This is a genomic window from Ectopseudomonas khazarica, from assembly GCF_017915135.1.
Lineage (GTDB): Bacteria > Pseudomonadota > Gammaproteobacteria > Pseudomonadales > Pseudomonadaceae > Aquipseudomonas > Aquipseudomonas khazarica.
This window is the reverse complement of sequence record NZ_CP068551.1, coordinates 4,616,696-4,641,920: the sequence shown is the minus strand read 5'-3', so window position 1 is coordinate 4,641,920 and position 25,225 is coordinate 4,616,696. Positions and strand designations below refer to the sequence as shown.

Below are 25,225 nucleotides of genomic sequence, written 5' to 3'. Positions count from 1 at the left end.
CTCCGCTTTTGTCAGGCGACGGCTGCAAGACTGGAGTAAGGTAGGGGATCGCGTCATCGGATCGTCCCCTCGCATGAAGTCCGCTCTCTCCTCCCTCTGCCTGCTGCTGATGCTGTGCGCCTCGACCACCTGGGCAGATGCGACGCGCCTGCCGTTGCGGCCGGCCTACGCTGCCGAACAGCGCGCCTGGCTGAAGGCGCATCCGGTGTTGCGGGTGGGGCTGATCCAGCAGGCACCCTGGGTCCAGCGTGTGCAGAACCGGCAACTGGTCGGCGCCAACATCGACCTGATGAAGCGCCTGCTCGAAGGCATGGGCGTCACGCCCGACTGGCACCTGTACCCGGATTTGCCTGCGCTGGAGCGGGCGGCCGCAGCAGGTGAGGTGGACCTCGCTCCCGGACTGCAGCAGACCCCGGCGGGGCTGCGCATCTGGCACTACTCCATGCCCTATCTGCGGGTGCCGCACCTGGTCGTCGGCGAACGCAGCGGCAGTGGCTCGGTGGACCTCGATCAGCTGCCGCTGGAGCAGATCGTGGCGGTGCGCGTGCCGAGCCAGGCGGCCGAATACCTGGAGCGTACCTATACCAACCTGCGCCTGAAGCCCACCAGCAGCGAACGCGCCGCGCTGCTGCAGGTGCTGAACCAGGAAGTCAGCTACGCGGTGCTCGACGAGGCCAGCCTGAGCCTGCAACTGCGCGAATCGCGCTTCACCAACCTGAGCATCGTCGGTGATATCGGGCTGCCGCAGCTGTTGCGTCTGGCCACGCGCCGCGACCAGCCGCTGCTGTCGGACATCGTCGACCGTACCCTGCAGGCGCTCCCGGCTCGCGAACTGGAGGAGCTGCGTGACACCTGGCTGCCGCTGCGCTACCCGCAGTCCACGGATTTCGTCGGTTTCTGGAAGACCCTCACGCTGTTCCTCTTTCTGCTGCTGACCCTGGTGGCGACCGCGCTGTACCGGCAACGCCAGCAGACCCGCCTGCTGGAGCGCGGCCTGCTCGGCGCGCGGGCGCAGCTCGACTCGCATCAGCAGGCCGCCGAGGCGCTGCGCCTGAGCCAGTTCTCCATCGACAACAGCACGGTCGGCATCCTCTGGGTCAACTGGGACAGCCACTTGCGCTATGCCAACGGCGCAGCCGAACGCATGCTCGGCTATCGCCCCGGCGAGTTGGTGGACAGGCCGCTGAGCCAGGTGGAACCGAGCCTCGACATGGATCGCTGGCTGCGCCTGTGGAAGCGCGTACGCGAGCAGGAAGACGGATCGTCGAGTTTCGAGATCGACTGCCTGCGCGCCGATGGCAGCCGCATGCCGGCGGATGTGTCGTTGAGCTTTCTGCGCTATCGCCAGGCCGAGTACCTGGTGGTCTTCCTCAGCGACGTGACCGAGCGCCGCCGCGCGCGGGCTGCCCTGGAGGAGAGCGAGGCGCGCTTCAAGGGCATCGCCGGCAACGTGCCGGGCCTGGTGTTCCGCCTGGAGCGTGCGGCCCCGGGGCAGGTGGTCAACTTCGCCTATATCAGCGAGGCCAGCCAGGAGATGGTCGGCTGGCCGGCCCGTGAACTGCAGCGTGAGGAGCGTGGCATTCGCAGCCTGGTGCATCCGCAGGACCTGGCCAGTTACCTGAACAGCCAGACGCTGGCACTGGAAGGCGAGAGCGACTGGTATTGGCAGGGGCGCATCCTGACCCGCGACGACGAGGTGCTCTGGGCCGACATTCGCACCACCGCGCGGCCTTTGGGCGGCGGGCGCATGGTCTGGGACGGGATTCTCTGGGACATCACCGAGAACAAGCTGGCGGAGCTGGCCCTGGCCGATTCGCGGGCACGCCTGCGGGAACTGTCGGCGCATCTGGAGAGCGTGCGCGAAGAGGAAAAGGCGCGCATCGCCCGCGAGGTGCATGACGAGCTGGGCCAGGTGCTGACCGTGCTCAAGCTGGAAACGGCGATGTGCGAGCTGGCCTGTGCCGGGCAGATACCGGCGCTGGACGAACGCCTGGCCAGCATGAAGCGCCTGATCGCACAGCTGTTCCAGCTGGTGCGCGACGTGGCCACGGCGTTGCGTCCGCCGATTCTCGACGCCGGAATCGCCTCGGCCATCGAATGGCAGGTACGTCGTTTCGAGGAGCGGACGCAGATCCCCTGCCTGGTCGAGGTGCCGGAGCATCTCATGCAACTGCCGGATGCCCAGGCCATCGGCCTGTTCCGCATCCTGCAGGAGGCCCTGACCAACGTGATGCGTCATGCCGGCGCGCACAGCGTCGAGGTGCACCTGTGGCAGGAGGACGACAGCTTGTGCCTGTCGGTGGCCGACGATGGCAAGGGCTTCGATCCGGCGCAGCGCAAGCCGGGACAGTCCTTCGGCCTGGTCGGCATGCAGGAGCGCATGCTCATGCTCGGCGGGCAGTTGCAGATTGACAGCAGGCCCGGCGAGGGCACTACCCTTTATGCGCGCATAACTTTGGATGAGGAGGTCACGGCGTGATCCGGGTACTCGTGGCCGAAGACCACACCATCGTACGGGAAGGCATCAAGCAACTGATCGGCATGGCCCGCGACCTCGAGGTAGCGGGGGAGGCGAGCAACGGTGAGCAGCTGCTCGAAGTGCTGCGACGCACGCCCTGCGATGTGGTCCTGCTGGATATCTCCATGCCTGGCGTCAACGGCCTGGAGGCCATCCCGCGGATTCGCGCGCTCAGCGCGTCCCCGGCCATCCTGGTGCTGTCGATGCATGACGAAGCGCAGATGGCCGCCCGCGCCCTCAAGGCCGGCGCCGCCGGCTACGCCACCAAGGACAGCGACCCGGCACTGCTGATCACCGCCATCCGCAAGGTGGCTTCGGGTGGACGCTACATCGACCCGGCGCTGGCCGACCGCATGGTCTTCGAGGTCGGCCTGACCGATTCGCGCCCGCCCCATGCGCAACTGTCCGAACGCGAGTTCTCGGTGTTCGAGCGCCTGGTGCGTGGCGAGGGCGTCAACGACATCGCCCTGCACCTGGCGGTGAGCAACAAGACCGTGAGCACACACAAGGCGCGCCTGATGCAGAAGCTGGGCGCGCATTCGGTGGCCGACCTGGTGCGCTATGCCATGGAGCACCGCCTGGTCTGAGCGATCAGCGGTGCCGGAGCAGGGTGGATGACGCTCTTTTCATCCACCGTTTCGAGATCGACGCGCTCGCATCGGTGGACATGAAAGGCGCTGTCCACCCTACCTGTGGATCACCTGTTGGTACGCACTGCTGCTCGCGGATGCAGGAGCAACGCGCGTCTTCGATAGCCGAGGCAATCACTCGGAATTTGTAGGGCTATCCCTACACGAGATTCTCTCCGCGCCTGATATCAGCTTGTCATCCCGCCCGATTTTTCGCCCTTTCTCGCCGCCCTACTCTGTGGTCATCGGCCTGAGACAAGAACAAGGGTGTGGTGTGATGGCAAACGATGTACTGGTGAGCTTCCGCGGCGTGCAGAAGAGCTACGACGGCGAAACGCTGATCGTCAAAGACCTCAACCTGGATATCCGCAAGGGCGAGTTTCTGACCCTGCTCGGCCCGTCCGGTTCCGGCAAGACCACCAGCCTGATGATGCTGGCCGGTTTCGAAACGCCGACCGCCGGCGAGATCCTCCTCGATGGCCGCTCGCTGAACAAACTGCCGCCACACAAGCGCGACATCGGCATGGTGTTCCAGAACTATGCGCTGTTCCCGCACATGACCGTGGCGGAGAACCTGGCCTTCCCGCTGAGCGTGCGCGGCATGTCGCGCACCGACATCAGCGAGCGGGTCAAGCGGGCACTATCGATGGTGCAGCTCGACAGCTTCCGCAACCGTTATCCGGGACAGCTTTCCGGTGGCCAGCAGCAGCGTGTGGCGCTGGCCCGCGCGCTGGTGTTCGAGCCGCAGCTGGTGCTGATGGACGAACCGCTCGGCGCGCTGGACAAGCAGCTGCGCGAGCACATGCAGATGGAGATCAAGCACCTGCACCAGCGCCTGGGCGTGACCGTGGTCTACGTGACCCACGACCAGGGCGAGGCGCTGACCATGTCCGACCGCGTGGCGGTGTTCCACCAGGGCGAGATCCAGCAGATCGCCCCGCCGCGCGAACTCTACGAAACCCCGCAGAATACCTTTGTCGCCCAGTTCATCGGTGAGAACAACCGCCTCGCCGGGCAACTGGTCAGCCGCGACGGCGAGCAGTGCGTGGTGCGCCTGGCGCGCGGCGAACAGGTGAAGGCCACGGCGGTGAACGTCGGCGCCGTCGGCGAGCCGGTGAGCCTGTCGATCCGCCCGGAGCGTATCCGTCTCAACGGCCACAGCGAGGCCTGCCCGAACCGGTTCTCCGGGCGCATCGCCGAGTTCATCTACCTGGGCGACCACGTGCGCATCCGCATGGAGGTCTGCGGCCAATCCGATTTCTACGTCAAGCAACCCGTGGCCGAGCTCGATCCGGGCCTGGAGGTTGGTGACCTGGTTCCGCTCGGCTGGTCTGTCGAGCATGTCCGCGCGCTCGACCCACTCCTGGCTGAGTGAACGTTGCGCGCAGTGCTTCACCTTACCCCGTAACACAGAGGAGCTGATAAGAATGACGAAATCCCTGAAGCTCGCGGCATTGGCCCTGGGCGTGAGCTGTGCCATGCCGGCGCTGGCGGTGGATCTGACCGCGGTGTCCTTCGGCGGCGCGAACAAGGCGGCGCAGGTCAAGGCCTTCTACGAACCCTTCGAGAAGGACACCGGCAACAAGGTACTGGGCGGCGAATACAACGGTGAGATGGCCAAGGTCAAGGCCATGGTCGACACCCGCAGCGTGAGCTGGGACCTGGTCGAGGTGGAGTCCCCGGAACTGGCGCGCGGCTGTGACGAAGGCCTGTTCGAGGAGCTCGATCCGGCGCAGTTCGGCAGTGCCGACAATTTCATCGACGGCGCCATCCAGCCCTGCGGCGTGGGCTTCTTCGTCTGGTCGACGGTGCTAGCCTACAACGCCGACAAGCTGAGCAGCGCACCGACCAGCTGGGCCGATTTCTGGGACGTGCAGAAATTCCCGGGCAAGCGCGGCCTGCGCAAGGGCGCCAAGTACACCCTGGAATTCGCCCTGATGGCCGATGGTGTGCCGGTCAAGGACGTGTACAAGGTGCTGGCCACCAAGGATGGCCAGGATCGTGCGTTCAAGAAGCTCGATGAGCTCAAGCCGAACATCCAGTGGTGGGAAGCAGGTGCCCAGCCGCCGCAGTACCTCGCCTCCGGCGACGTGGTGATGAGCTCCGCGTACAACGGCCGCATCGCTGCCGTGCAGGCCGAGAGCAACCTGCAGGTGGTGTGGAACGGCGGTATCTACGACTTCGACTCCTGGGCGATTCCGCGTGGCGCGAAGAACGCCGAAGTGGCCAAGCAGTTCATTACCTACGCGGTCAAACCCGAAGCGCAGAAGACCTACTCGGAAAACATCGCCTACGGCCCGGCCAACAAGCAGGCCATCGAGCTGCTGGCGCCGGAGCGTCTGAACCTGATGCCGACCACGCCGGAAAACATCGCCAACCAGGTGGCCATCGACGTGACCTTCTGGGCTGACTACGGCGAGCAGCTGGAGCAGCGTTTCAACGCCTGGGCCGCGCGTTAAGTCGCCTATCCGGCCCCGCCCGCTGGCGGGGCCGTCTGAATTCTCTTCCTGCTTGCGGAGTTGTCCATGGCCGCCGTACTGCCTGCCACCGATATGCCAGGGCCCAGCCTGAAACAGCGTCTGGCCCGTGCCGAGCGTTTCAATCGCCTGAAGTCGAAGGCGCTGATCCTGCCGCTGTTGCTGTTTCTCCTGCTGACCTTCCTGTTGCCCATCGGCGCCCTGCTGCTGCGCAGTGTCGACAACCCGGAAGTGGTCGGCAGCCTGCCGCGTACCGTCGAGGCACTCGCCTCCTGGGATGGCCGTGGCCTGCCCGCCGAGCCGGCCTATCGGGCGATCGCCGAGGACCTTGCCGAGGCACGTCGCAATCAGCAGCTGGGTGACCTGTCCAAGCGCCTGAACATGGAGCTGGCAGGCTTCCGTAGCCTGGTCAGCAGCACCGCACGCAAGCTGCCGCTACGTGAGGAGCCGGCCTCCTATCAGACGGCCTTCCTCGACCTCGACGAGCGTTGGGGTGACCCCGCCTACTGGCAGGTGATCCGCCGCAACGCGTCTTCGGCCACCCCCTACTACCTGCTGGCCGCGCTCGATCACCGCATCGACGACCTCGGTGAGCTGGCCAAGGCCACGCCGGACCAGGCCATCTACCTGGACATCTTCGCCCGTACCTTCTGGATGAGCCTGGTGATCACCGCCATCTGCCTGGTGCTGGCGTACCCGCTGGCGTACCTGCTGGCCAACCTGCCGACCCGTTCCGGCAACCTGCTGATGATCCTGGTGCTGTTGCCGTTCTGGACCTCGATCCTGGTGCGGGTCGCGGCCTGGATCGTGCTGCTGCAGTCGGGCGGCCTGATCAACAGTGCGCTGATCTCGCTGGGCATCATCGAGCAGCCGCTGCAACTGGTGTTCAACCGCAGCGGCGTGTACGTGGCGATGGTGCACATCATGCTGCCGTTCATGATCCTGCCGATCTACAGCGTGATGAAGGGCATCTCGCCCAGCTACATGCGCGCGGCGGTGTCGCTCGGCTGCCACCCGTTCGCCAGTTTCTGGCGGGTGTACTTCCCGCAGACCCTGGCCGGCGTCGGCGCAGGCTGCCTGCTGGTGTTCATTCTGTCGATCGGCTACTACATCACCCCGGCGCTGCTGGGCAGCCCGAACGACCAGATGATCAGCTACTTCGTCGCCTTCTACACCAACACCACCATCAACTGGGGCATGGCCACGGCTCTTGGCGGCCTGCTGCTGGCGGCGACCCTGGTGCTCTACGTGGTGTACAGCTGGCTGGTCGGCGCGAGCAAGCTGCGGCTTGGCTGAAAGCGGTCTGCGTAGCAGGCCATCCGATGACCCTCGCCCATTCATGGGCGAGGGTGCCCGAAGGGCGGGAGAGGGTGCTTGTGTCGGCACCGCTGCTCTACGTCTCTGATGTTCACCAGACCCTCTCCCGCCAGCGGGAGAGGGGAGCTAAACGCTAAATGGAGTCACAGCCATGCTCAGCCCCTACATGTCACCCGTCGAGCGCCTCTGGTACTACGGCCTGCGCATTCTCTGCGGCCTGGTGCTGCTGTTCCTGATCCTGCCGGTGCTGGTGATCGTGCCGCTGTCGTTCAACTCCGGCACCTTTCTCGTCTACCCGCTGCAGGGGGTCTCGCTGCGCTGGTACGAGGACTTCTTCATGTCCGCCGACTGGATGCGCTCGCTGAAGAACAGCCTGATCATCGCCCCGGCGGCGACGATGCTGGCGATGGGCTTCGGCACCCTGGCGGCCATTGGCCTGACCCGTGGCGAGTTTCGCGGCAAGGCGCTGGTCATGAGCCTGCTGATCTCCCCGATGATCGTCCCGGTGGTGATCATCGGCGTGGCCAGCTACCTGTTCTTCGCGCCCCTGGGCCTGGGTAACAGCTACCTGTCGCTGATCCTGGTGCATGCGGTGCTCGGCGTGCCGTTCGTCATCATCACCGTGTCGGCGACCCTGCAGGGTTTCAACCACAACCTGGTGCGCGCCGCGGCCAGCCTCGGTGCCTCGCCGATCACCACCTTCCGCCGCGTGACGCTGCCGCTGATCGCGCCTGGCGTCATTTCCGGTGCGCTGTTCGCCTTCGCCACCTCGTTCGATGAAGTGGTGGTGACGCTGTTCCTCGCCGGCCCCGAGCAGGCGACTCTGCCCCGGCAGATGTTCAGCGGCATTCGCGAGAACCTGTCGCCGACCATCGCGGCTGCTGCCACTTTGCTGATCGGCTTTTCCGTGCTGCTCCTGCTGACCCTGGAGTGGCTGCGCGGCCGCAGCGAGCGCCTGCGTACCCAGCAAGTGGAGTGAGTTCACCCGTGCGGCGCAAGGGGCCGCATGCCTGAGTCATCATTAGCGAATGCGTGCCGGCATGGCCCGTGAGGCTGCGCCGGCCGTTCACAGGGAGAATCAAGGATGCTGTGGAAACGTAATTGGCCCTGGGCGCTCGCCCTGTGCTGCGTGGCTTCGATCGATGTGGCTCAGGCCGCATCGCAGTTGCGGGTCGTTTCATTCGGTGGCTCGGTGCGCGATGCCCAGCGTGAAGCCTTCTATCGCCCGTTCCGCGAAGCCTCCGATGTCGTGGTGGTGAGCGGCTCCTACAACGGCGACTTCGGCAAGCTGCGCAAGATGCAGGCGATGCAGCACGTCAGCTGGGACGTGATCGAGGTCGAGGCGCCCGAGCTGGTGCGGGGTTGCGAGGAAGGGCTGTTCCAGCCGATCAATGCCAGTGCGCTGGGCGATACCTCCAGCTATCTGCCGGGGGCGATACGGCCCTGCGGCGTGGGCATCTTCGTCTGGTCCATGGCGCTGGCCTACGACAGCAAACGCTTCGGCCAGGCACCGACCGGCTGGGCCGATTTCTGGGACGTGCAGAAATTCCCGGGCAAACGCGGTCTGCGCAAGGGTGCCAAGTACAACCTTGAATTCGCTCTGCTGGCCGATGGTGTGCCGGCGCAGCAGATCTATGCGCGCCTGGCCAGCGAGGCCGGTGTGCGCCAGGCCTTCGCCAAGCTCGAGCAGATCAAGGCCGATATCCACTGGTGGGAAGCCGGGGAGGAGCCGGTACGGCGCCTGCGCGATGGTTCCGTGGCGATGAGTGCGGCCTACAGCGGACGTATCGCCACGGCGCAGGATCAGGGCGACCCGCTGCAGCTGATCTGGGCCGGCAGCGTCTATGACTTCGATTACTGGGCGATTCCCAAGGGCAGCTTCAACACGCCGCAGGCGCAGGCGTTCATCCGCTTCGCCAGCCAGGCCGACGCCCAGCGTGCCTTCTCCGAGCAGATTCCCTATGGGCCGATCCGCCAGGACGCCCAGGCCGGGCTCGACGCGCAGCGCCTGGCCAGGCTGCCGACCGCGCCGCAGAACCTCGAGCAGGCACTGCCGATGGGGGTGGAATTCTGGATCGAACACGGTGCCGATCTGGAAGCGCGCTTCGAGCAGTGGGCATCACGCTGAGGCAGGCGGCGGCAGGCAGCGATAGAATTCGTGCTTTAAGCCAGCCGAGGATGCCTGATGGATTTCGATGCCCCGGGGTTTCGCGAACTGCTCGATGCCCTGCATGACGGTGTCTACATCACCGATGCCGACGGCATTACCCTCAAGGTCAACAGCGCCTACGAACGCCTGACCGGACTGCGCAGCGAGGACGTGGTCGGCCAGCACATGCAGGCGCTGGTGGAGCAGGGGGTGATCTCGCAATCGGTTTCCCTGCGCGTGCTCAAGGAGGGCAAGGCGCTGTCGCTGATGCAGAGCGTCAGCCAGGGCAAGCGCCTGCTGGTCAGCGGTACGCCGATCTTCGCCGAGGACGGGCGCGTGCGTTATGTGGTCAGCACCGTGCGTGACATGACCGAACTGCTGCGCATGAAGCACGAGCGCGACGAGCTGCAGCAACTGCGCAAGCTGCGCAGCAGCACCGCCAGGCTGCATGCCGGCCAGCGCGATGACCTGCTCGACACCTCGCCCGTGGCCAACCTGCCGGCCTCGGGCAGGGTCTTCGCCCTGGCCCGTCAGGTCGCCGCCAGCGACGTGAAGGTGCTGCTGCAGGGAGAAACCGGTGTGGGCAAGACGCTCATCGCGCAGTACATCCACAAGAGCAGCCCGCGGGCGGCACAGCCGTTTCTGGCGCTCAACTGTGGCGCGCTCCCCGAGAACCTGATCGAGGCCGAACTGTTCGGCTATGTCGCCGGGGCCTTCACCGGCGCCGGCAGCAAGGGCAAGCGCGGCCTGCTGGAGCTGGCGCACCAGGGCACGGTGTTCCTCGACGAAATCGGCGACCTGCCGCTGGCGCTGCAGGTGAAGCTGCTCAAGGTGATCGAGGAGAGCCGCTTCATTCCGGTCGGCGGGCTGGAACTCAAGGAGGTGGACGTGCGCATCGTCACCGCCACGCACCACGACCTGCGCGCGATGGTCAGCGAAGGGCGTTTTCGCGCCGACCTCTATTACCGCCTCAACGTGGTGCCGATTCACGTGCCGGCGCTGCGTGAGCGGCGCGAGGAGATCCAGCCGCTGCTGGATTTCTACCTGGCCGAGTTCAACCAGCGCTACGGCCGCGAGCTGAGCTGGGGGCTGGAGGCCCTCGATGCGCTCACCGACTACGACTGGCCCGGCAACATTCGCGAGCTGATCAACCTGGTCGAACGCCTGGTGGTCACCTGCAGCGCCGGGAGCGTGGAGCTGTTCGACCTGCCCGAGGAGATGCGTGCCGCCCGTGGCGCGCGTGACGATGAGCACCTGCTGCCGCTGCGCAAGCAGGTCGAGCAGCTGGAGCGCCGCCTGATCCGCCAGGCGCTGGTGCAGCACAAGACCACGCGAGAGGCTGCCAGGGTGCTGGGCCTGAGCCAGGCGACCCTGGTGCAGAAGATGAAGCGCTGGGAACAGGGTTGATTGGAAAATGGATCGTAAGGCAGCTTTTTGATTGGTTTTCCGATCAATGCTGCCTTGAAAAACACTGTGGCAAATCGACGCAAGCCCTCTGCGGCGGTGCTTTGCGCGAAGTGGCACAGGAATCGCTATTGCAGCGCCCGACCCCGTTTCGCAAAACAACGCATAAAGGGCCTGCTGATGAGTATTGCTGCATTCAAGATCGCCAATAAGCTGCTGACCGGCCAGGGTGCCGTCGAACAGCTGGCGAGCGAACTGCCCCGCCTGAAGATCAGCAATCCGCTGATCGTGACCGACACCATCCTGATCAAGTCCGGTACGGTCGAGCACGTCCTCGGGCAGCTGGGGGAAATGGCCTACGGCATCTTCGATGGTGTCGAGCCGGAGCCGGAGATCGCCATCGTCGAGGCCTGTGCCAAGGCCTATCGCGAGGGTGGCCACGACGGCCTGATCGGCGTGGGCGGTGGCAGCGCCATCGATATCGCCAAGGCCGTGGCCGGCTATGTGGGCCATGACGGTGCGCTGGAAGAGCTGTTCGGCGTCGACCAGGTCAAGCGCAAGGGCCCGCCGCTGATCGCCATCCCGACCACCGCCGGCACCGGCTCGGAAGTGACCAATGTGTCGATCCTGTCCGACAAGCAGGCGCAGCTGAAGAAGGGCATCGTCAGCGACTACCTGCTGCCCGACGTGGCGCTGGTCAGCCCGGTGATGACCCTGACCTGTCCGCGCGGCGTCACTGCGGCCAGCGGTGTCGACGCACTGGTGCATGCGGTGGAGTCGTACCTGTCGGTCAATGCCTCGCCGATCACCGACGCGCTGGCCATCGGCGCCATCAAGCTGATCGCCAGGGCCCTGCCCAAGGCCTACGCCAACCCCGCCGACCTGGCCGCGCGCGAGGACATGGCCACCGCCAGCCTGATGGCCGGCATGGCCTTCGGCAATGCGGGGGTCGGTGCGGTGCACGCCCTGGCCTATCCGCTGGGTGGGCGTTTCAACATCGCCCACGGGGTCAGCAATGCCTTGCTGCTGCCTTACGTGATGGCCTGGAACAAGTTGGCCTGCGTCGAACGCATGGCGGAAATCGCCACCGCCCTGGGTGTGCAGACCCACGGCCTGAGCGACAAGGCGGCCGCCGATCTGGCGGTCGAGGCCATGGCCGAGCTGTGCGCCAGCGTCGACATTCCCAAGGGCATGCGCAGCTTCGGTGTGCCCGAAGACGCCATCCCGGCCATGGCCGAAGAGGCCAGCCGGATCGACCGCCTGATGCGCAACAACCCGCGTCGCCTGACTGCCGGCGACATCGAGCAGATCTACCGCGCCGCCTACTGAGCGCTGCGCGACAACCGCTGAAAGGCCCCAGCCTGCTGGGGCCGGCTGACTACAACTCTAATAAGGCTGGGTGACTCACATGTCCGAACTGCATCAATCCGAACTGGGCGCGGAAGCTCCTTACTGGCCGCTGGGGCCATTCAAGGTGCGTCTGCCGTTCATTCATTACCGCTTCGAAGCCTCCGACTACATGCAGGGCCTGCTCATGTGTGCGGTGGACCTGGCGGCGATCCCGCTGATGACCGAATTCCTCGGCATGCCGTTCGAGGTCGCACTGGCGGTGGTCATGCTCAATGGCTTGCTCTATCTCGTGCACCACCTGCTCGGTGATCCGGTGGTGCCAGGCTGGATCACCCCGGCGATTCCCCTGCTGATGGCCTATTGCAGCCAGTTCCCGGAGGGGCCGGAGCGGGTTCACGCGTTGATCGCCTTCCAGTTGATGCTGGGGGTGTTCTCCATCGGCCTGGGGATGACGGGCATGGCGCGCAAGGTGGTGTCGCTGGTGCCCTCGGCGCTCAAGGCCGGCATCATCATGGGCGCCGGCCTGAGTGCGGTGGTCACGGTGTTCAAGGAAGGCGGCCGCTTCGACAGCTTCCCCTGGACCATCTCCATCGCGGTGGGCATCGCCTTCTACCTGGTGTTCTCCATGCACTTCCAGGAGCTGAAGAAGCGCAGCCGCTTCTGGTGGAACTTCGCCAAGCTGGGCATCTTCCCGATCATCCTGCTGGCGGTGTTCGTGGCGCCGATCTTCGGCGAGGCACCGTGGCCGAAGATCGAGTGGGGCATCAGCCAGCCGGACTTCGCCACGCTGTGGCGCGAGTACACCGTGTTCGGCCTCGGCATGCCGCCGCTGATGATGTTCGTCACTGCCATCCCCACCGTGCTGGCCGCCTACCTGGTGGTGTTCGGCGACGTGCTGGGGGCCAGGGCGATCCTCTCCGAGGCCGACCATGTGCGCCGTGACGAGAAGGTCGATTTCAACCCCGACCGCTCGCACCTGATCTTCGGCGGGCGCAACGCCTTCATGAGCATCTTTGGCCCGGACGTGGCCATGTGCGGCCCGCAGTGGTCGGCGATGCAGGTGGTGATCACCGAGCGCTTCAAGGGCGGCGCCAAGGCCATGAAATCCATCTACGGTGGCGTCGGCTGGTTCCGCTGGGGCACCAACACCGGCTTGCTGCTGCTGCCGGTGGTGACCCTGTTGCAACCGATTCTCGGTGTGGCGCTCGCGCTGACCCTGCTGATCCAGGGCTACGTCAGCGTACGCCTGGGCATCATGGAGGCCCGCAGCCAGCGTGACCTGGGGATCGCCGGGGTGATCGGCGCGGTGCTGGCGATCAAGGGCGCCGGCTGGGCCTTCGCCATCGGCGTCGGCCTCTGCGCGCTGATCTACGGTGCGCGGATGTTCCGTGGCGAGAACGACCAGACCTTCACCAAGGATCTGCCACCGGCCGAGTGATTCCTTCCTAACCGACCTGCCGGAGGCCGTGCGCCTCCGGCTGCAGGAGCCATGCATGAAACTGATCGATGCTGATTTGCTGCGTCACCAGGCCTACGTCGATGGCCAGTGGTGCGATGCCGACGAGGGCGCGACCACGGAAATCTTCAATCCCGCCAACGGCGCGTCGCTGGGCCGTGTGCCCAACATGGGCGCGGGCGAGACCCGTCGCGCCATCGACGCGGCGCAGGTCGCGCAGGTGGCCTGGCGCGCACTGACCGCCAAGGAACGCGCGGCGCGTTTGCGCGCCTGGTACGAGCTGATGCTGGCCAACCAGGAAGACCTGGCGCAGATCATGACCGCCGAGCAGGGCAAGCCGCTGAGCGAGGCGCGGGGCGAGGTGCTGTATGCCGCGTCCTTCATCGAATGGTTCGCCGAGGAGGCCAAGCGTGTCTATGGCGACACCATCCCCGGCCACCAGCCGGACAAGCGCCTGATCGTGACCAAGGAGCCGGTCGGCGTGGCGGCGGCGATCACCCCCTGGAACTTCCCGGCGGCGATGATCACCCGCAAGGCCGGGCCGGCACTGGCCGCCGGTTGCGCCATGGTGCTCAAACCGGCGCCGCAGACCCCCTTCAGTGCCCTGGCCCTGGCCGTGCTGGCCGAGCGCGCGGGTATCCCGGCGGGCCTGTTCAGCGTGCTGCCGGCCGATGCCGAGCGCTCCCGCGAGGTCGGTGGCGAGCTGTGCGCCAACCCGGTCGTGCGCAAGCTGTCGTTCACCGGCTCGACCGGCGTCGGCATCAAGCTGATGGAGCAATGCGCGCCGACGTTGAAGAAGCTGTCGCTGGAGCTGGGGGGCAACGCGCCGTTCATCGTCTTCGACGATGCCGACCTGGATGCGGCGGTCGAGGGGGCCATGGTCGCCAAGTACCGCAATGCCGGGCAGACCTGCGTCTGTGCCAACCGCATCTACGTGCAGGACGCCGTGTATGACGCCTTCGCCGAGAAGCTGGCGGCGGCGGTGGCCAGGCTCAAGGTCGGACAGGGCGTCGAGGCAGGGGTGACCACCGGGCCGCTGATCGATGGCAACGCCGTGGCCAAGGTGCAGAGCCACCTGGCGGATGCGCTGGAGAAGGGCGCCAGGGTGGTGCAGGGCGGCAAGGCGCTGGGTGGCAACTTCTTCGAGCCGACCGTGCTGGTCGACGTGACGCCGCAGATGCGCGTGGCGCGCGAGGAAACCTTCGGTCCGCTGGCGCCGCTGTTCCGCTTCAGCGACGAAGCCGAGGTGGTGCGTCAGGCCAACGACACCGAGTTCGGCCTGGCCGGTTACTTCTATACCCGCGATCTGGGCCGCGCTTTCCGCGTGGGTGAGGCGCTGGAGTACGGCATGGTCGGCATCAACACCGGACTGATCTCCAACGAGGTGGCGCCGTTCGGTGGCATGAAGGCCTCCGGGCTGGGCCGCGAAGGCTCCAGGTACGGGCTGGATGAGTACCTGGAAATCAAATACCTCTGCCTCGGCGGTATCTGAGTCGGGGCGTGCATGTGGGAGGGGCTTCGGCCGCGGCGGCTACCGGCCCGAACGTCCAGCGCTCGCCGCTGAAGCGCCTCCCGGCGTGCAGTGCTTGTGACTATCTGGCAGCGCCGTCCTCGGGCGGCGCTGCCAGATGAGGCTCGAGCCGCTACAATGCCCGCCACCGTGATCAAGCACTCAGAGGTGCGCCATGCAACCCTTCGCCATCGCCCCGTCGATCCTGTCCGCCGACTTCGCCCGCCTGGGCGAGGAAGTGGATAACGTGCTCGCCGCCGGGGCGGACATCGTCCACTTCGATGTCATGGACAATCACTACGTACCCAACCTGACCATCGGCCCGATGGTCTGCTCGGCGCTGCGCAAGTACGGCATCACTGCGCCGATCGACGCCCACCTGATGGTCAAGCCGGTGGATCGCATCATCGGTGACTTCATCGAGGCCGGCGCCTCGTACATCACCTTCCACCCGGAAGCCAGCGAGCACATCGACCGCTCGCTGCAACTGATCAAGTCCGGTGGCGCCAAGGCCGGCCTGGTGTTCAACCCGGCCACGCCGCTGGACGTGCTCAAGTACGTGATGGACAAGGTCGACATGATCCTGCTGATGAGCGTCAACCCGGGCTTCGGCGGGCAGAAGTTCATCCCCGGTACCCTCGACAAGCTGCGCGAGGCGCGCGCGCTGATCGACGCCAGCGGTCGTGAGATCCGCCTGGAGATCGACGGCGGCGTCAACGTGCAGAACATTCGCGAAATCGCCGAGGCGGGCGCCGATACCTTCGTCGCCGGCTCGGCGATCTTCAACCAGCCGGACTACAAGGCCGTGATCGATGCCATGCGTGCCGAGCTGGCCCAGGTGCGTGGATGAAACCGCTGCGCGAGCTGTGCGGCGGCGAGCTGCCGCGGCTGGTGATGTTCGACCTGGACGGCACCTTGATCGACTCGGTGCCGGACCTGGCCGCCGCCGTCGACCGCATGCTGGTCGAGCAGGGACGTGCCCCGGCGGGTATCGAGAAGGTTCGTGACTGGGTCGGCAACGGTGCCCGGGTGCTGGTGCGACGCGCCCTGGCCGATGGCCTGGAGCATGCGGCGGTGACAGAGGCCGCGACGGAAGAGGCGCTGGCGCGCTTTCTCGAGATCTACGCCGATTGCCATGCGCTGACGGCGCTCTATCCCGGTGTGCACGAGCTGCTCGAGGCCCTGAGCACGGCTGCCGTGGAGCTGGCGGTGGTGACCAACAAGCCGGAGCGCTTCGTTGCACCGCTGCTGGAGCAGGTCGGTCTGGGGGGGTACTTCCGCTGGATCATCGGTGGCGACACCCTGCCGCAGCAGAAGCCCGACCCGGCCGCGCTGCTGCAGGTGATGCACCTGGCGGGCGTCGACGCCGGGCAGTCGTTGTTCGTCGGGGATTCGCGCAGCGACGTGCTGGCCGCGCGTGCTGCCAGCGTGCCGTGCGTGGCGGTGAGCTACGGCTACAACCACGGGCGCCCCATCGACGAGGAGCAGCCGAGCCTGGTCGTGGATAGCCTCGCCGAACTGCTGTAGGGGGCGCCGCATCGATCCTCTGCGGTGAGCTTGTCGGTGGGCGGTCGGGCCGTGGCGGGTGAGGCGGCTGTTCGGCTGGCGCAGGCGCGGATTCATCGCTGATTCCGTGGAGGTATCCGCTCCTGCAACGCTATCGCCTTGCCCGGCTTGCAGCCTGTAGTGTGTAGCTGCTACCTTGGCCGCTCTCATTATTCCCCCGCCTGTCGAGATCGCACCGTGGTGGTTAGCTGCAAACTCTGGATGAAAGTCATCAAGGCTCTGGCCCGCTGGCGCTGGCGCGCCTGATTTTTTCCTGCCGCTGCGCGCGGCCCGTTTGCACCCGACCGTTTTCCCCGAGCCATGAGGCTGATCATGACCCATGAAGAATTCCTGCGTTTAGCCGGCGAAGGCTACAACCGCATTCCCCTGGCCTGCGAAACCCTGGTGGATTTCGACACGCCCCTGTCCATCTACCTGAAGCTGGCCGACGCGCCGAACTCCTACCTGCTCGAATCGGTGCAGGGCGGCGAGAAGTGGGGGCGTTATTCGATCATCGGCCTGCCGGCGCGCACCGTGTTGCGCGTGCACGGCCATGACGTCGTGGTGAGCACCGATGGCGTCGAGGTCGAGCGTCAGCAGAGTGCCGACCCGTTGGCGTTCGTCGAGCAGTTCAAGGCGCGCTACAAGGTGCCGACCATCGCCGGCCTGCCGCGTTTCAACGGTGGTCTGGTGGGCTACTTCGGCTACGACAGCGTGCGCTATGTCGAGCAGAAGCTGGCCAGCTGCCCGAATCCGGACCCGCTGGGTACGCCGGATATCCTGCTGATGGTGTCCGACGCCGTGGTGGTGTTCGACAACCTGGCGGGCAAGATGCACGCCATCGTCCTGGCCGACCCCGATGAGGCGGATGCCTTCGAACAGGGCCATGCGCGCCTGCGCGAGATCCTGCACAAGCTGCGTCAGCCGATCACCCCGCGCCTCGGCGTGGACCTCGCTGCGCCACTGGGCGAGGAGCCGGCGTTCCGCTCCAGCTACAGCAAGGGCGACTACGAATCGGCGGTCAGTGCGATCAAGGAATACATCCTGGCCGGCGACTGCATGCAGGTGGTGATCTCCCAGCGCATGACCATCGGCTTCCAGGCCGCGCCCATCGATCTGTATCGCGCGCTGCGTTGCATAAACCCGACGCCGTACATGTACTTCTTCAACTTCGGCGACTTCCACGTGGTCGGCAGCTCGCCGGAAGTGCTGGTGCGGGTCGAGGATGGCCTGGTCACCGTGCGCCCGATCGCCGGTACCCGGCCGCGTGGTGCCACCGAAGAAGCCGACCTGGCGCTGGAGCAGGACCTGCTCGGCGATGCCAAGGAGGTCGCCGAGCACCTGATGCTGATCGACCTGGGTCGCAACGATACCGGCCGCGTGTCGCAGATCGGCTCGGTCAAGCTCACCGAGAAGATGGTCATCGAACGTTATTCCAACGTCATGCACATCGTCTCCAACGTCACCGGCCAGCTCAAGCCCGAGCTGTCGGCGATGGATGCGCTGCGCGCGATCCTGCCGGCGGGCACCCTGTCCGGGGCGCCGAAGATCCGCGCCATGGAAATCATCGACGAGCTGGAGCCGGTCAAGCGCGGCGTCTACGGCGGTGCGGTCGGTTACTACGCCTGGAACGGCAACATGGACACTGCCATCGCCATCCGCACCGCGGTGATCAAGGATGGCGAGCTGCATGTACAGGCAGGCGCCGGTATCGTCGCCGATTCGGTGCCTGCCCTGGAGTGGGAAGAAACCCTGAACAAGCGCCGCGCGATGTTCCGCGCCGTTGCGCTGGCTGAACAGACCGCTCCCCAGGCACAGGAATAAGAGGCGCCGCACCATGCTTTTGATGATCGACAACTACGACTCCTTTACCTACAACGTCGTGCAGTACCTGGGTGAACTGGGCGCCGACGTGCATGTGATTCGCAACGACGAACTCAGCGTGGCCGAGATCGAGGCGCTCAAGCCCGAGCGCATCGTGGTCTCGCCGGGGCCGTGCACGCCCAGCGAAGCGGGGGTGTCCATCGAGGCCATCCTGCATTTCGCCGGCAAGCTGCCGATCCTGGGCGTGTGCCTGGGTCACCAGAGCATCGGCCAGGCCTATGGCGGCGACGTGGTGCGTGCGCGCCAGGTGATGCACGGCAAGACCAGCCCGGTGTTCCACGAGGACAAGGGGGTGTTCGCCGGCCTCAACAAGCCGCTCACCGTGACCCGCTATCATTCCCTGGTGGTCAAGCGCGAGACCTTGCCTGACTGCCTGGAAATCACCGCCTGGACCCAGCACGACGACGGCTCGGTCGACGAGATCATGGGCCTGCGCCACAAGACCCTGAACATCGAAGGCGTACAGTTCCACCCCGAGTCCATCCTGACCGAGCAGGGCCACGAACTGTTCGCCAACTTCCTCAAGCAGACCGGAGGCGTGCGCGCATGAATATCAAGGAAGCCCTCAACCGGATCGTCGCCCAGCTCGATCTGACCACCGAGGAAATGCAGGCGGTGATGCGTGAGATCATGACCGGCCAGTGCACCGACGCCCAGATCGGCGCCTTCCTCATGGGCATGCGCATGAAGAGCGAGACCATCGACGAGATCGTCGGCGCCGCCAGTGTGATGCGTGAGCTGGCCTCCCCGGTGGTGATCGACGCCGAGCGCATGGTCGATACCTGCGGCACCGGCGGCGACGGCATGAACGTGTTCAACGTCTCCACCGCCGCGGCATTCGTCGTCGCGGCTGCCGGTGGCAAGGTGGCCAAGCATGGCAACCGCGCGGTGTCCGGCAAGAGCGGCAGTGCCGATCTGCTCGAGGCCGCCGGTGTCTACCTGGGGCTCAAGCCCGAACAGGTGGCGCGTTGCGTGGAAAGCGTCGGGGTCGGCTTCATGTTCGCCCCTGCCCATCACGGGGCGATGAAGCACGCCATCGGTCCCCGTCGCGAACTGGGGCTGCGGACCATCTTCAACATGCTCGGCCCGATGACCAACCCGGCGGGGGCCCGGCATCAGGTGATCGGCGTGTTCAGCCAGGCGCTGTGCCGGCCGATGGCCGAGGTGCTGCAGCGTCTGGGCAGCCAGCACGTACTGGTGGTGCATGCGCAGGACGGCCTGGACGAGATCAGCCTGGCCGCACCGACCTTCGTTGCCGAGCTGAAGGATGGGGCGGTCAGCGAGTACCGCATCCAGCCGGAGGATTTCGGCATCAAGAGCCAGAGCCTGATCGGCCTGACCGTCGACAACGCCGAGCAGTCGCTGGAGCTGATTCGCGACGCGCTGGGCCGACGCAAGACCGAGAACGGACAGAAGGCGGCCGACATGATCGTCCTCAATGCCGGCGCGGCGCTGTACGCCGCCGACCATGCCAGTACCCTGAACGAAGGCATGCAGCTCGCGCATGACGCCCTGCACACCGGGCTGGCGCGCGAGAAGCTGGAGGAGCTGGTGTCCTTTACCGCGGTATTCAGACAGGAGAACGAAGGGTGAGCGTACCAACCGTACTGGAGAAGATCGTTGCCCGTAAGTTCGAGGAAGTGGCGGCGCGCCGCGCGCAGGTCAGCCTCGCCGAACTCGAGGTCGCGGCCCGCAGCGCCGACGCACCGCGCGGTTTCGCCCGCGCACTGCTGGAGCAGGCTGCGCGCAAGCAGCCGGCAGTGATCGCCGAGGTGAAGAAGGCATCGCCGAGCAAGGGCATCCTGCGCGAGGACTTCATCCCGGCCGACATCGCCCGCAGCTACGAGGCCGGCGGCGCCACCTGCCTGTCGGTGCTGACTGATATCGATTTCTTCCAGGGGGCCGACCAGTACCTGCAGCAGGCCCGTGCGGCCTGCACGCTGCCGGTGATCCGCAAGGACTTCATGGTCGACCCCTATCAGATCGTCGAGGCCCGCGCCCTGGGCGCCGACTGCGTACTGCTGATCGTTTCCTGCCTGGATGACGTGCGCATGGCCGAACTGGCCTCGGTGGCCAAGGACGTCGGTCTCGATGTGCTGGTGGAAGTGCATGACGGCGACGAACTCGAGCGCGCCCTGAGCACCCTCGATACGCCCCTGGTCGGTATCAACAACCGCAACCTGCACACCTTCGAGGTTAGCCTGGAAACCACGCTCGACCTGCTGCCGCGCATCCCAAGGGATCGCCTGGTGGTGACCGAGAGCGGCATCCTCAACCGGGCCGATGTCGAGCTGATGGAGATCAGCGAGGTGTACGCCTTCCTGGTCGGCGAAGCCTTCATGCGCGCGCAGGAGCCGGGCGTGGAGCTGCAGCGCCTGTTCTTTCCCGAGCGCGGACGGGCCACGGTGATCGGCAAGGATCCCGACTAGGACGCAATGAAAAAAGCCGGCTCAGAGCCGGCTTTTTTCATTGCGTGGCGCGTCAGCGAGTGCCGAACACCACCATGGTCTTGCCCTTGACGTGCACCAGCCCCTGTTCTTCCAGGGACTTGAGCACGCGACCGACCATCTCGCGGGAGCAGCCGACGATGCGGCCGATTTCCTGGCGGGTGATCTTGATCTGCATGCCGTCCGGGTGGGTCATGGCGTCCGGCTGCTTGCACAGGTCGAGCAGGGTGCGCGCGACACGGCCGGTCACGTCGAGGAAGGCCAGGTCGCCAACCTTGCGCGTGGTGTTGCGCAGGCGTTCGGCCATCTGGCTGCCGAGGGCGAAGAGAATGTCCGGGTCTTGCTGGGTCAGTTCGCGGAACTTGGTGTAGCTGATTTCCGCGACCTCGCATTCGGTCTTGGCGCGTACCCAGGCACTGCGCTCCTTCTCCGTGCCTTCTTTCTCGAACAGGCCCATTTCACCGAAGAAGTCGCCGGCATTGAGGTAGGCGATGATCATCTCGCGGCCGTCGTCGTCCTCGATGAGGATGGTGACCGAACCTTTGACGATGAAGAACAGGGTTTCGCAACGATCACCTGCGTAGATGATGGTGCTTTTCGCGGTATAGCGACGGCGATGACAGTGCGCGAGCAACTTGTCCAGATGTTTGACTTTTGGTGTAAGGGTAATAGCGACCATGCCCGAGTCCCGAATATAGAAAAGTAGGCCTTTGTCCAACAGGCAATTTCTTATTAGTTATCCGGCCAAGTGTGCCAGCAATCCGACGCCAGCTTAACAGACGCACAAAGTGAAGGGCGTTTTTTGTGACCTGTCTAACGCAGCCTAGTGGAACTTTGACGCTTGGCGCGTGCATCAGGATGTCGCGGGGCTGTGCTAACCTGCGTGCCTTTGCAAAGCAACGGAGCCTGGATAGATGAAAGCGCGCGTGCAGTGGGCCGGCGAAGCCTTGTTTCTCGGGGAATCCGGTAGTGGCCATGCCGTGGTCATGGACGGCCCGCCCGAGGCCGGAGGTCGCAACCTGGGCATCCGTCCGATGGAGATGCTGCTGATTGGCCTGGGTGGCTGCAGCAACTTCGATGTCGTCAGCATCCTGCGCAAGGGGCGCCAGCCGGTGGAGAGCTGCGAGGTGTTCCTCGATGCCGAGCGTGCAGGCGAGGAGCCCAAGGTCTTCACCAGGATTCACCTGCACTTCGTGGTCAAGGGGCGTGGCTTGAAGGAGGCTCAGGTCAAGCGTGCCGTGGAGCTGTCGGCGGAGAAATACTGCTCGGCTTCGATCATGCTGGGCCGTGCCGGTGTCGACATCAGCCACGACTACGAAATCGTCGAGTTGGGCTGAGCGGGGTTCGCGTGATACGACGAGGGCGCCCATGGGCGCCCTCGTTCATTCAGATGCGGTAGGTGCTCTTGGTCATGACCTTCGATAGCAGGGTCATGCCGAACTTGACCGGCGCCGGGAAGCGTACACCGCCGGCTGCGAGCGCGCTGTTGGCGTGCTGCTGCTCGTCGATGCGCATCTGCTCGAGAATGGCGCGCGACTTGGCGTCATGTTCGGGAATCTGCTCCAGGTGTTCGTCCAGGTGCTTGCAGACCTGATCCTCGGTGGCGGCGACGAAGCCCAGGCTGACCCGGTCGCTGACCAGGCCGGCAACGGCGCCCACGCCGAAGGACAGCCCGTAGAACAGCGGGTTGAGCACGCTCGGGTGGCTACCCAGCTCGCGGATACGCTGCTCGCACCAGGCCAGGTGGTCGATTTCCTCATCGGCCGCATGCTCCATGGCGCTGCGCACCTCCGGCAGCTTGGCCGTCAGCGATTGTCCCTGATACAGCGCCTGGGCGCAGACTTCACCGGTGTGGTTGATGCGCATCAGCCCGGCGACGTGGCGCGACTCCTCGCTGCTCAGCTCCGCCTCGTTCTGCACCACGGCGGGTGAGGGGCGAGCCGATGCGCCGCTGAAGGGCAGCAGGGTGCGCAGGGCGGCATCGGCCTGCAGCAGCAGGCGATCGACGGGGGAATACTGGCGTTCGCTGGCCATGGGGCACCTCCAGAAGGAACAACGCGCCTAGTCTACTGCAAAAAAGTGGCCGGGGCGTCCGGGGTCAGGGCAACTCGCGCAGGACGCGAAAGCCCAGGGCATAGTCGCGGTGGTGCGGCTGCTTGAGGTCGCGCATGCTGCTGCGCAGGTAGCTCGGGCCGCTGTTCCAGGCACCGCCGCGCACCACGCGCGGGCTGTCGTCGAGCAGGCTGGCACTCTGCGTTTCGCTGCCGTCGAAGCGCTGGGTGAAGCGCGATGCGGTCCATTCCCAGACATTGCCCGCCGTGTCGCTCAGGCCGAAGCCGTTGGCGGGGAACTGGCCCACGGCGGCGGTCTTGTTGCGCAACAGGCGTGATGTCGCGCAGCCACGGCAGTGGGCGCGCGGCGCGTGCTCGCTGCTGTCCAGTTCATCGCCCCACCAGTAGTAGCTCGGGCTACCGCCGCGAGCGGCATATTCCCATTCCGCCTCGGTCGGCAGGCGGTAGCGGGCGCCGCTCTGGCGCGACAGCCATTGCGTATAAGCATGCGCGTCGCGCCAGGACACTTGGATCACCGGGCGCCGTGCGGAGAGGCCCCAGCCCTCGTTGTCGGGCATGGGCAGGTTGGCGGCTTCGGCATAGCGCTGCCAGTCGGCGAAGGTGACCTCGTAGCGGCCGATGGCGAAGGGCGCGGTGAAGGTCACCGTGCGTGGCGGGCGCTCGTTGTCGTTGCCCCGGCCGCTGCCATCGCCCAGCTGGAACTGCCCGGCGGGGATGACCACCAGTTCGGGCCCCGTGCCGCCGCTGGCCAGCGCGTCGCTGATCGGCTCGCTGGCGAAGGCCGGCAGGGCCAGCAGCGCCAGGCCGGTGAGGCCGAGGGATAGCTGCCGTGTCACAGCGCGTGCGATCAGCACTTGCATGGCAGGTTGCCTGCGGCGACGATCTGCGTGTTTAGACGGTCCATGCGGCGAGCTCCCGATTCTGCCAAATCGAGGATGTTAACCTTGCTCGCCGGGCAGACCCAACCTCACAAGGAGCAGGTGTTGAAGAACGATATTCACGATCTGGGGCTGGTGCTGGACTCGAAGGTCAAGCTGATCGTCATCGAGTCCTGGGACGAGCTGCGCGTTCTGGAGACCCTGACAGGGCTGGCGATCAAGCGCGGCCTGGGCTTGCACACCTGGTCGGTGACCGAAGGCCTGCAGCGCCTCGGCTTCGGTGGCGCGGCGGTGGACGAGTCGCCCACGCTGGAGCCGGATGCCGCGTTGCGCCTGATCAAGGTCGATCCGCAGCCCAACCTGTACGTGATGTGCGATCTGCACCCGTTCCTCGATGACAACCCCCGTCTGGTGCGCCTGCTCAAGGAGATCGCCATGAGCGAGGGGGCGCACAAGCCGACGCTGGTACTGGTGTCGCACGCGCTCAAGCTGCCGGCCGAGGTGCAGCGTTATGCCGCGCGCTTCAGCCTGGCGCTGCCTTCCGAGGACGAACTGCTCGGCATCGTGCGTGACGAGGCGACGCGCTGGAGCGAAGGGAACCGCGGGGCGCGGGTGCGCACCGACAATCGTACGCTGCAGCAGGTGGTCAAGAACCTGCGCGGCCTCAGCCATGCCGAGGCGCGTGCGCTGGCGCGCAACGTGATCTGCGACGACGGGGCGATCACTCAGGAAGATATCCCCGAGCTGAACAAGACCAAGTTCCAACTGCTCGATCTGGAAGGCGTGCTCAGCTTCGAGTACGACACCGCACGCTTCGCGGAAGTCGGTGGCCTGGTCAACCTCAAGCGCTGGCTGGCGGAGCGGCAGGCCGGTTTCCTCGAGGGCAAGCAGCTCGACGCGCCCAAGGGGGTGATGCTGGTCGGTGTGCAGGGCGGCGGCAAGAGCCTCGCGGCCAAGGCGGTGGCCGGCCTCTGGGGGCTGCCGTTGCTGCGCCTGGACTTCGCCTGCCTGTACAACAAGTTCTTCGGCGAGACCGAGCGCAACCTGCGTGAGGCGCTGCGCCTGGCTGAACAGATGGCCCCCTGCGTGCTGTGGATGGACGAGGTGGAGAAGGGTCTGGCCAGTGGTGACCATGATGGTGGGGTCAGCCAGCGGGTGCTCGGCACCCTGCTGACCTGGATGTCCGAGCGCAAGGCGCCGGTATTCGTCGTGGCCACGGCCAACGCCATCGACCGCCTGCCGCCCGAGCTGGTGCGCAAGGGGCGTTTCGACGAGCTGTTCTTCGTCGACCTGCCGAGTGCCGAGGTCCGCGCCGAGATCTTCCGCATCCACCTGCAGCGCCGCGAGCTGGATCCTGCCGGCTTCGACCTGGCACAACTGGCGGCGGCCAGCGAGGGCTACTCCGGGGCGGAGATCGAGCAGGCGGTGGTCAGTGCGCTGTACGCCGGTCAGGCGCAACAGCAGTCGGTCGACCAGGCGCTGGTGGTGCGTGTGCTGCAGGGCACCGCGCCGCTGTCGGTGGTGATGGCCGAGCGGCTGGCAGCGCTGCGTGACTGGGCGGACGGCAGAACGGTCAACGCGGGCTGACG

The 25,225-nt window shown here is 65.9% G+C and carries 22 protein-coding genes; 19 read left to right on the top strand and 3 right to left on the bottom strand.

Going from position 1 to position 25,225, the window contains the following annotated elements; all coding sequences use genetic code 11:
- The first annotated feature begins 73 nt into the window (after positions 1-73).
- The 17 genes from JLK41_RS21940 to trpC all read left to right on the top strand — a co-directional run bounded on the left by JLK41_RS21940 (position 74) and on the right by trpC (position 20,668).
- The gene (locus tag JLK41_RS21940) at positions 74-2,479 is read left to right on the top strand and encodes a PAS domain-containing sensor histidine kinase (RefSeq protein WP_210389799.1); all 2,406 of its coding nucleotides are present in this window, start codon (positions 74-76) and stop codon (positions 2,477-2,479) included.
- A complete protein-coding gene (locus JLK41_RS21935) occupies positions 2,476-3,105 on the top strand; it encodes a response regulator (protein WP_047589111.1) in 630 nt (209 codons plus the stop codon). Before JLK41_RS21940 ends, JLK41_RS21935 begins: the two co-directional genes overlap by 4 nt.
- Before the next feature lie 319 nt (positions 3,106-3,424).
- Positions 3,425-4,522 carry an ABC transporter ATP-binding protein gene (locus JLK41_RS21930; protein ID WP_037054998.1) on the top strand — a complete coding sequence of 366 codons (1,098 nt, stop codon included), beginning with the start codon at positions 3,425-3,427 and terminating at the stop codon, positions 4,520-4,522.
- 52 nt (positions 4,523-4,574) lie between these two features.
- Entirely contained in the window at positions 4,575-5,606 is a 1,032-nt protein-coding gene (locus JLK41_RS21925; RefSeq protein WP_210389798.1) for an ABC transporter substrate-binding protein, read from the top strand.
- Positions 5,607-5,672: 66 nt separating this feature from the next.
- A complete protein-coding gene (locus JLK41_RS21920) occupies positions 5,673-6,920 on the top strand; it encodes an ABC transporter permease (RefSeq protein ID WP_037054993.1) in 1,248 nt (415 codons plus the stop codon).
- Between the two features lie 172 nt (positions 6,921-7,092).
- Positions 7,093-7,920, top strand: coding sequence for an ABC transporter permease (locus tag JLK41_RS21915; protein WP_210389797.1), 828 nt, complete (start codon positions 7,093-7,095; stop codon positions 7,918-7,920).
- 105 nt (positions 7,921-8,025) lie between these two features.
- Entirely contained in the window at positions 8,026-9,069 is a 1,044-nt protein-coding gene (locus JLK41_RS21910; protein ID WP_210389796.1) for an ABC transporter substrate-binding protein, read from the top strand.
- A gap of 57 nt (positions 9,070-9,126) precedes the next feature.
- Complete coding sequence (locus tag JLK41_RS21905) at positions 9,127-10,497, top strand: sigma-54 interaction domain-containing protein (RefSeq protein WP_210389795.1); 1,371 nt, start codon at positions 9,127-9,129, stop codon at positions 10,495-10,497.
- Positions 10,498-10,674: 177 nt separating this feature from the next.
- Positions 10,675-11,823: an iron-containing alcohol dehydrogenase gene (locus tag JLK41_RS21900; protein WP_047589104.1), complete on the top strand. Its 1,149-nt coding sequence runs from the start codon at positions 10,675-10,677 to the stop codon at positions 11,821-11,823.
- Between the two features lie 79 nt (positions 11,824-11,902).
- Entirely contained in the window at positions 11,903-13,282 is a 1,380-nt protein-coding gene (locus JLK41_RS21895; RefSeq protein ID WP_047589098.1) for a membrane protein, read from the top strand.
- A gap of 55 nt (positions 13,283-13,337) precedes the next feature.
- A complete protein-coding gene (gabD, locus tag JLK41_RS21890; RefSeq protein WP_047589096.1) occupies positions 13,338-14,792 on the top strand; it encodes an NADP-dependent succinate-semialdehyde dehydrogenase in 1,455 nt (484 codons plus the stop codon).
- Between the two features lie 193 nt (positions 14,793-14,985).
- Positions 14,986-15,660, top strand: coding sequence for a ribulose-phosphate 3-epimerase (gene rpe, locus JLK41_RS21885; protein WP_004373490.1), 675 nt, complete (start codon positions 14,986-14,988; stop codon positions 15,658-15,660).
- On the top strand, positions 15,657-16,337 hold the full coding sequence (locus tag JLK41_RS21880; protein ID WP_037054983.1) for a phosphoglycolate phosphatase: 681 nt from the start codon (positions 15,657-15,659) through the stop codon (positions 16,335-16,337). The genes rpe and JLK41_RS21880 overlap by 4 nt, the downstream gene beginning before the upstream one ends.
- Before the next feature lie 351 nt (positions 16,338-16,688).
- Positions 16,689-18,179, top strand: coding sequence for an anthranilate synthase component I (gene trpE, locus JLK41_RS21870; protein ID WP_037054981.1), 1,491 nt, complete (start codon positions 16,689-16,691; stop codon positions 18,177-18,179).
- Between the two features lie 13 nt (positions 18,180-18,192).
- Positions 18,193-18,789 (top strand): aminodeoxychorismate/anthranilate synthase component II, encoded by a 597-nt coding sequence (locus tag JLK41_RS21865; RefSeq protein WP_037054979.1) that lies wholly within the window; start codon positions 18,193-18,195, stop codon positions 18,787-18,789.
- Positions 18,786-19,832, top strand: coding sequence for an anthranilate phosphoribosyltransferase (trpD, locus tag JLK41_RS21860; protein WP_037054977.1), 1,047 nt, complete (start codon positions 18,786-18,788; stop codon positions 19,830-19,832). The genes JLK41_RS21865 and trpD overlap by 4 nt, the downstream gene beginning before the upstream one ends.
- Complete coding sequence (gene trpC, locus JLK41_RS21855) at positions 19,829-20,668, top strand: indole-3-glycerol phosphate synthase TrpC (RefSeq protein ID WP_037054975.1); 840 nt, start codon at positions 19,829-19,831, stop codon at positions 20,666-20,668. Before trpD ends, trpC begins: the two co-directional genes overlap by 4 nt.
- A 52-nt stretch (positions 20,669-20,720) precedes the next feature.
- Here trpC and crp read toward each other — a convergent pair whose 3' ends face one another.
- The gene (gene crp / locus JLK41_RS21850) at positions 20,721-21,365 is read right to left on the bottom strand and encodes a cAMP-activated global transcriptional regulator CRP (protein ID WP_047586830.1); all 645 of its coding nucleotides are present in this window, start codon (positions 21,363-21,365) and stop codon (positions 20,721-20,723) included.
- 235 nt (positions 21,366-21,600) lie between these two features.
- Between crp and JLK41_RS21845 the strand changes: the two genes are divergently transcribed.
- A complete protein-coding gene (locus JLK41_RS21845) occupies positions 21,601-22,023 on the top strand; it encodes an OsmC family protein (RefSeq protein WP_037054973.1) in 423 nt (140 codons plus the stop codon).
- 49 nt (positions 22,024-22,072) lie between these two features.
- On the opposite strand, the gene coq7 is transcribed toward JLK41_RS21845, so the two are convergent.
- Together coq7 and JLK41_RS21835 are read right to left on the bottom strand one after the other, a co-directional pair.
- A complete protein-coding gene (gene coq7 / locus JLK41_RS21840) occupies positions 22,073-22,720 on the bottom strand; it encodes a 2-polyprenyl-3-methyl-6-methoxy-1,4-benzoquinone monooxygenase (RefSeq protein WP_037054971.1) in 648 nt (215 codons plus the stop codon).
- A gap of 64 nt (positions 22,721-22,784) precedes the next feature.
- The gene (locus JLK41_RS21835; protein ID WP_210389794.1) at positions 22,785-23,618 is read right to left on the bottom strand and encodes a formylglycine-generating enzyme family protein; all 834 of its coding nucleotides are present in this window, start codon (positions 23,616-23,618) and stop codon (positions 22,785-22,787) included.
- 123 nt (positions 23,619-23,741) lie between these two features.
- Here JLK41_RS21835 and JLK41_RS21830 point away from each other — a divergent pair, with 123 nt between their 5' ends.
- The gene (locus JLK41_RS21830) at positions 23,742-25,223 is read left to right on the top strand and encodes an AAA family ATPase (protein WP_037054968.1); all 1,482 of its coding nucleotides are present in this window, start codon (positions 23,742-23,744) and stop codon (positions 25,221-25,223) included.
- Positions 25,224-25,225 lie beyond the last annotated feature (2 nt).

Coding starts and splice junctions, on each gene's coding strand:
- JLK41_RS21940 (WP_210389799.1), top strand. CDS start 74: ATGAAGTCCGCTCTCTCCTCCCTCTGCCTGCTGCTGATGCTGTGCGCC.
- JLK41_RS21930 (WP_037054998.1), top strand. CDS start 3,425: ATGGCAAACGATGTACTGGTGAGCTTCCGCGGCGTGCAGAAGAGCTAC.
- JLK41_RS21925 (WP_210389798.1), top strand. CDS start 4,575: ATGACGAAATCCCTGAAGCTCGCGGCATTGGCCCTGGGCGTGAGCTGT.
- JLK41_RS21920 (WP_037054993.1), top strand. CDS start 5,673: ATGGCCGCCGTACTGCCTGCCACCGATATGCCAGGGCCCAGCCTGAAA.
- JLK41_RS21915 (WP_210389797.1), top strand. CDS start 7,093: ATGCTCAGCCCCTACATGTCACCCGTCGAGCGCCTCTGGTACTACGGC.
- JLK41_RS21910 (WP_210389796.1), top strand. CDS start 8,026: ATGCTGTGGAAACGTAATTGGCCCTGGGCGCTCGCCCTGTGCTGCGTG.
- JLK41_RS21905 (WP_210389795.1), top strand. CDS start 9,127: ATGGATTTCGATGCCCCGGGGTTTCGCGAACTGCTCGATGCCCTGCAT.
- JLK41_RS21900 (WP_047589104.1), top strand. CDS start 10,675: ATGAGTATTGCTGCATTCAAGATCGCCAATAAGCTGCTGACCGGCCAG.
- JLK41_RS21895 (WP_047589098.1), top strand. CDS start 11,903: ATGTCCGAACTGCATCAATCCGAACTGGGCGCGGAAGCTCCTTACTGG.
- gabD (WP_047589096.1), top strand. CDS start 13,338: ATGAAACTGATCGATGCTGATTTGCTGCGTCACCAGGCCTACGTCGAT.
- rpe (WP_004373490.1), top strand. CDS start 14,986: ATGCAACCCTTCGCCATCGCCCCGTCGATCCTGTCCGCCGACTTCGCC.
- JLK41_RS21880 (WP_037054983.1), top strand. CDS start 15,657: ATGAAACCGCTGCGCGAGCTGTGCGGCGGCGAGCTGCCGCGGCTGGTG.
- trpE (WP_037054981.1), top strand. CDS start 16,689: ATGACCCATGAAGAATTCCTGCGTTTAGCCGGCGAAGGCTACAACCGC.
- JLK41_RS21865 (WP_037054979.1), top strand. CDS start 18,193: ATGCTTTTGATGATCGACAACTACGACTCCTTTACCTACAACGTCGTG.
- trpD (WP_037054977.1), top strand. CDS start 18,786: ATGAATATCAAGGAAGCCCTCAACCGGATCGTCGCCCAGCTCGATCTG.
- crp (WP_047586830.1), bottom strand. CDS start 21,365: ATGGTCGCTATTACCCTTACACCAAAAGTCAAACATCTGGACAAGTTG.
- JLK41_RS21845 (WP_037054973.1), top strand. CDS start 21,601: ATGAAAGCGCGCGTGCAGTGGGCCGGCGAAGCCTTGTTTCTCGGGGAA.
- coq7 (WP_037054971.1), bottom strand. CDS start 22,720: ATGGCCAGCGAACGCCAGTATTCCCCCGTCGATCGCCTGCTGCTGCAG.
- JLK41_RS21835 (WP_210389794.1), bottom strand. CDS start 23,618: ATGCAAGTGCTGATCGCACGCGCTGTGACACGGCAGCTATCCCTCGGC.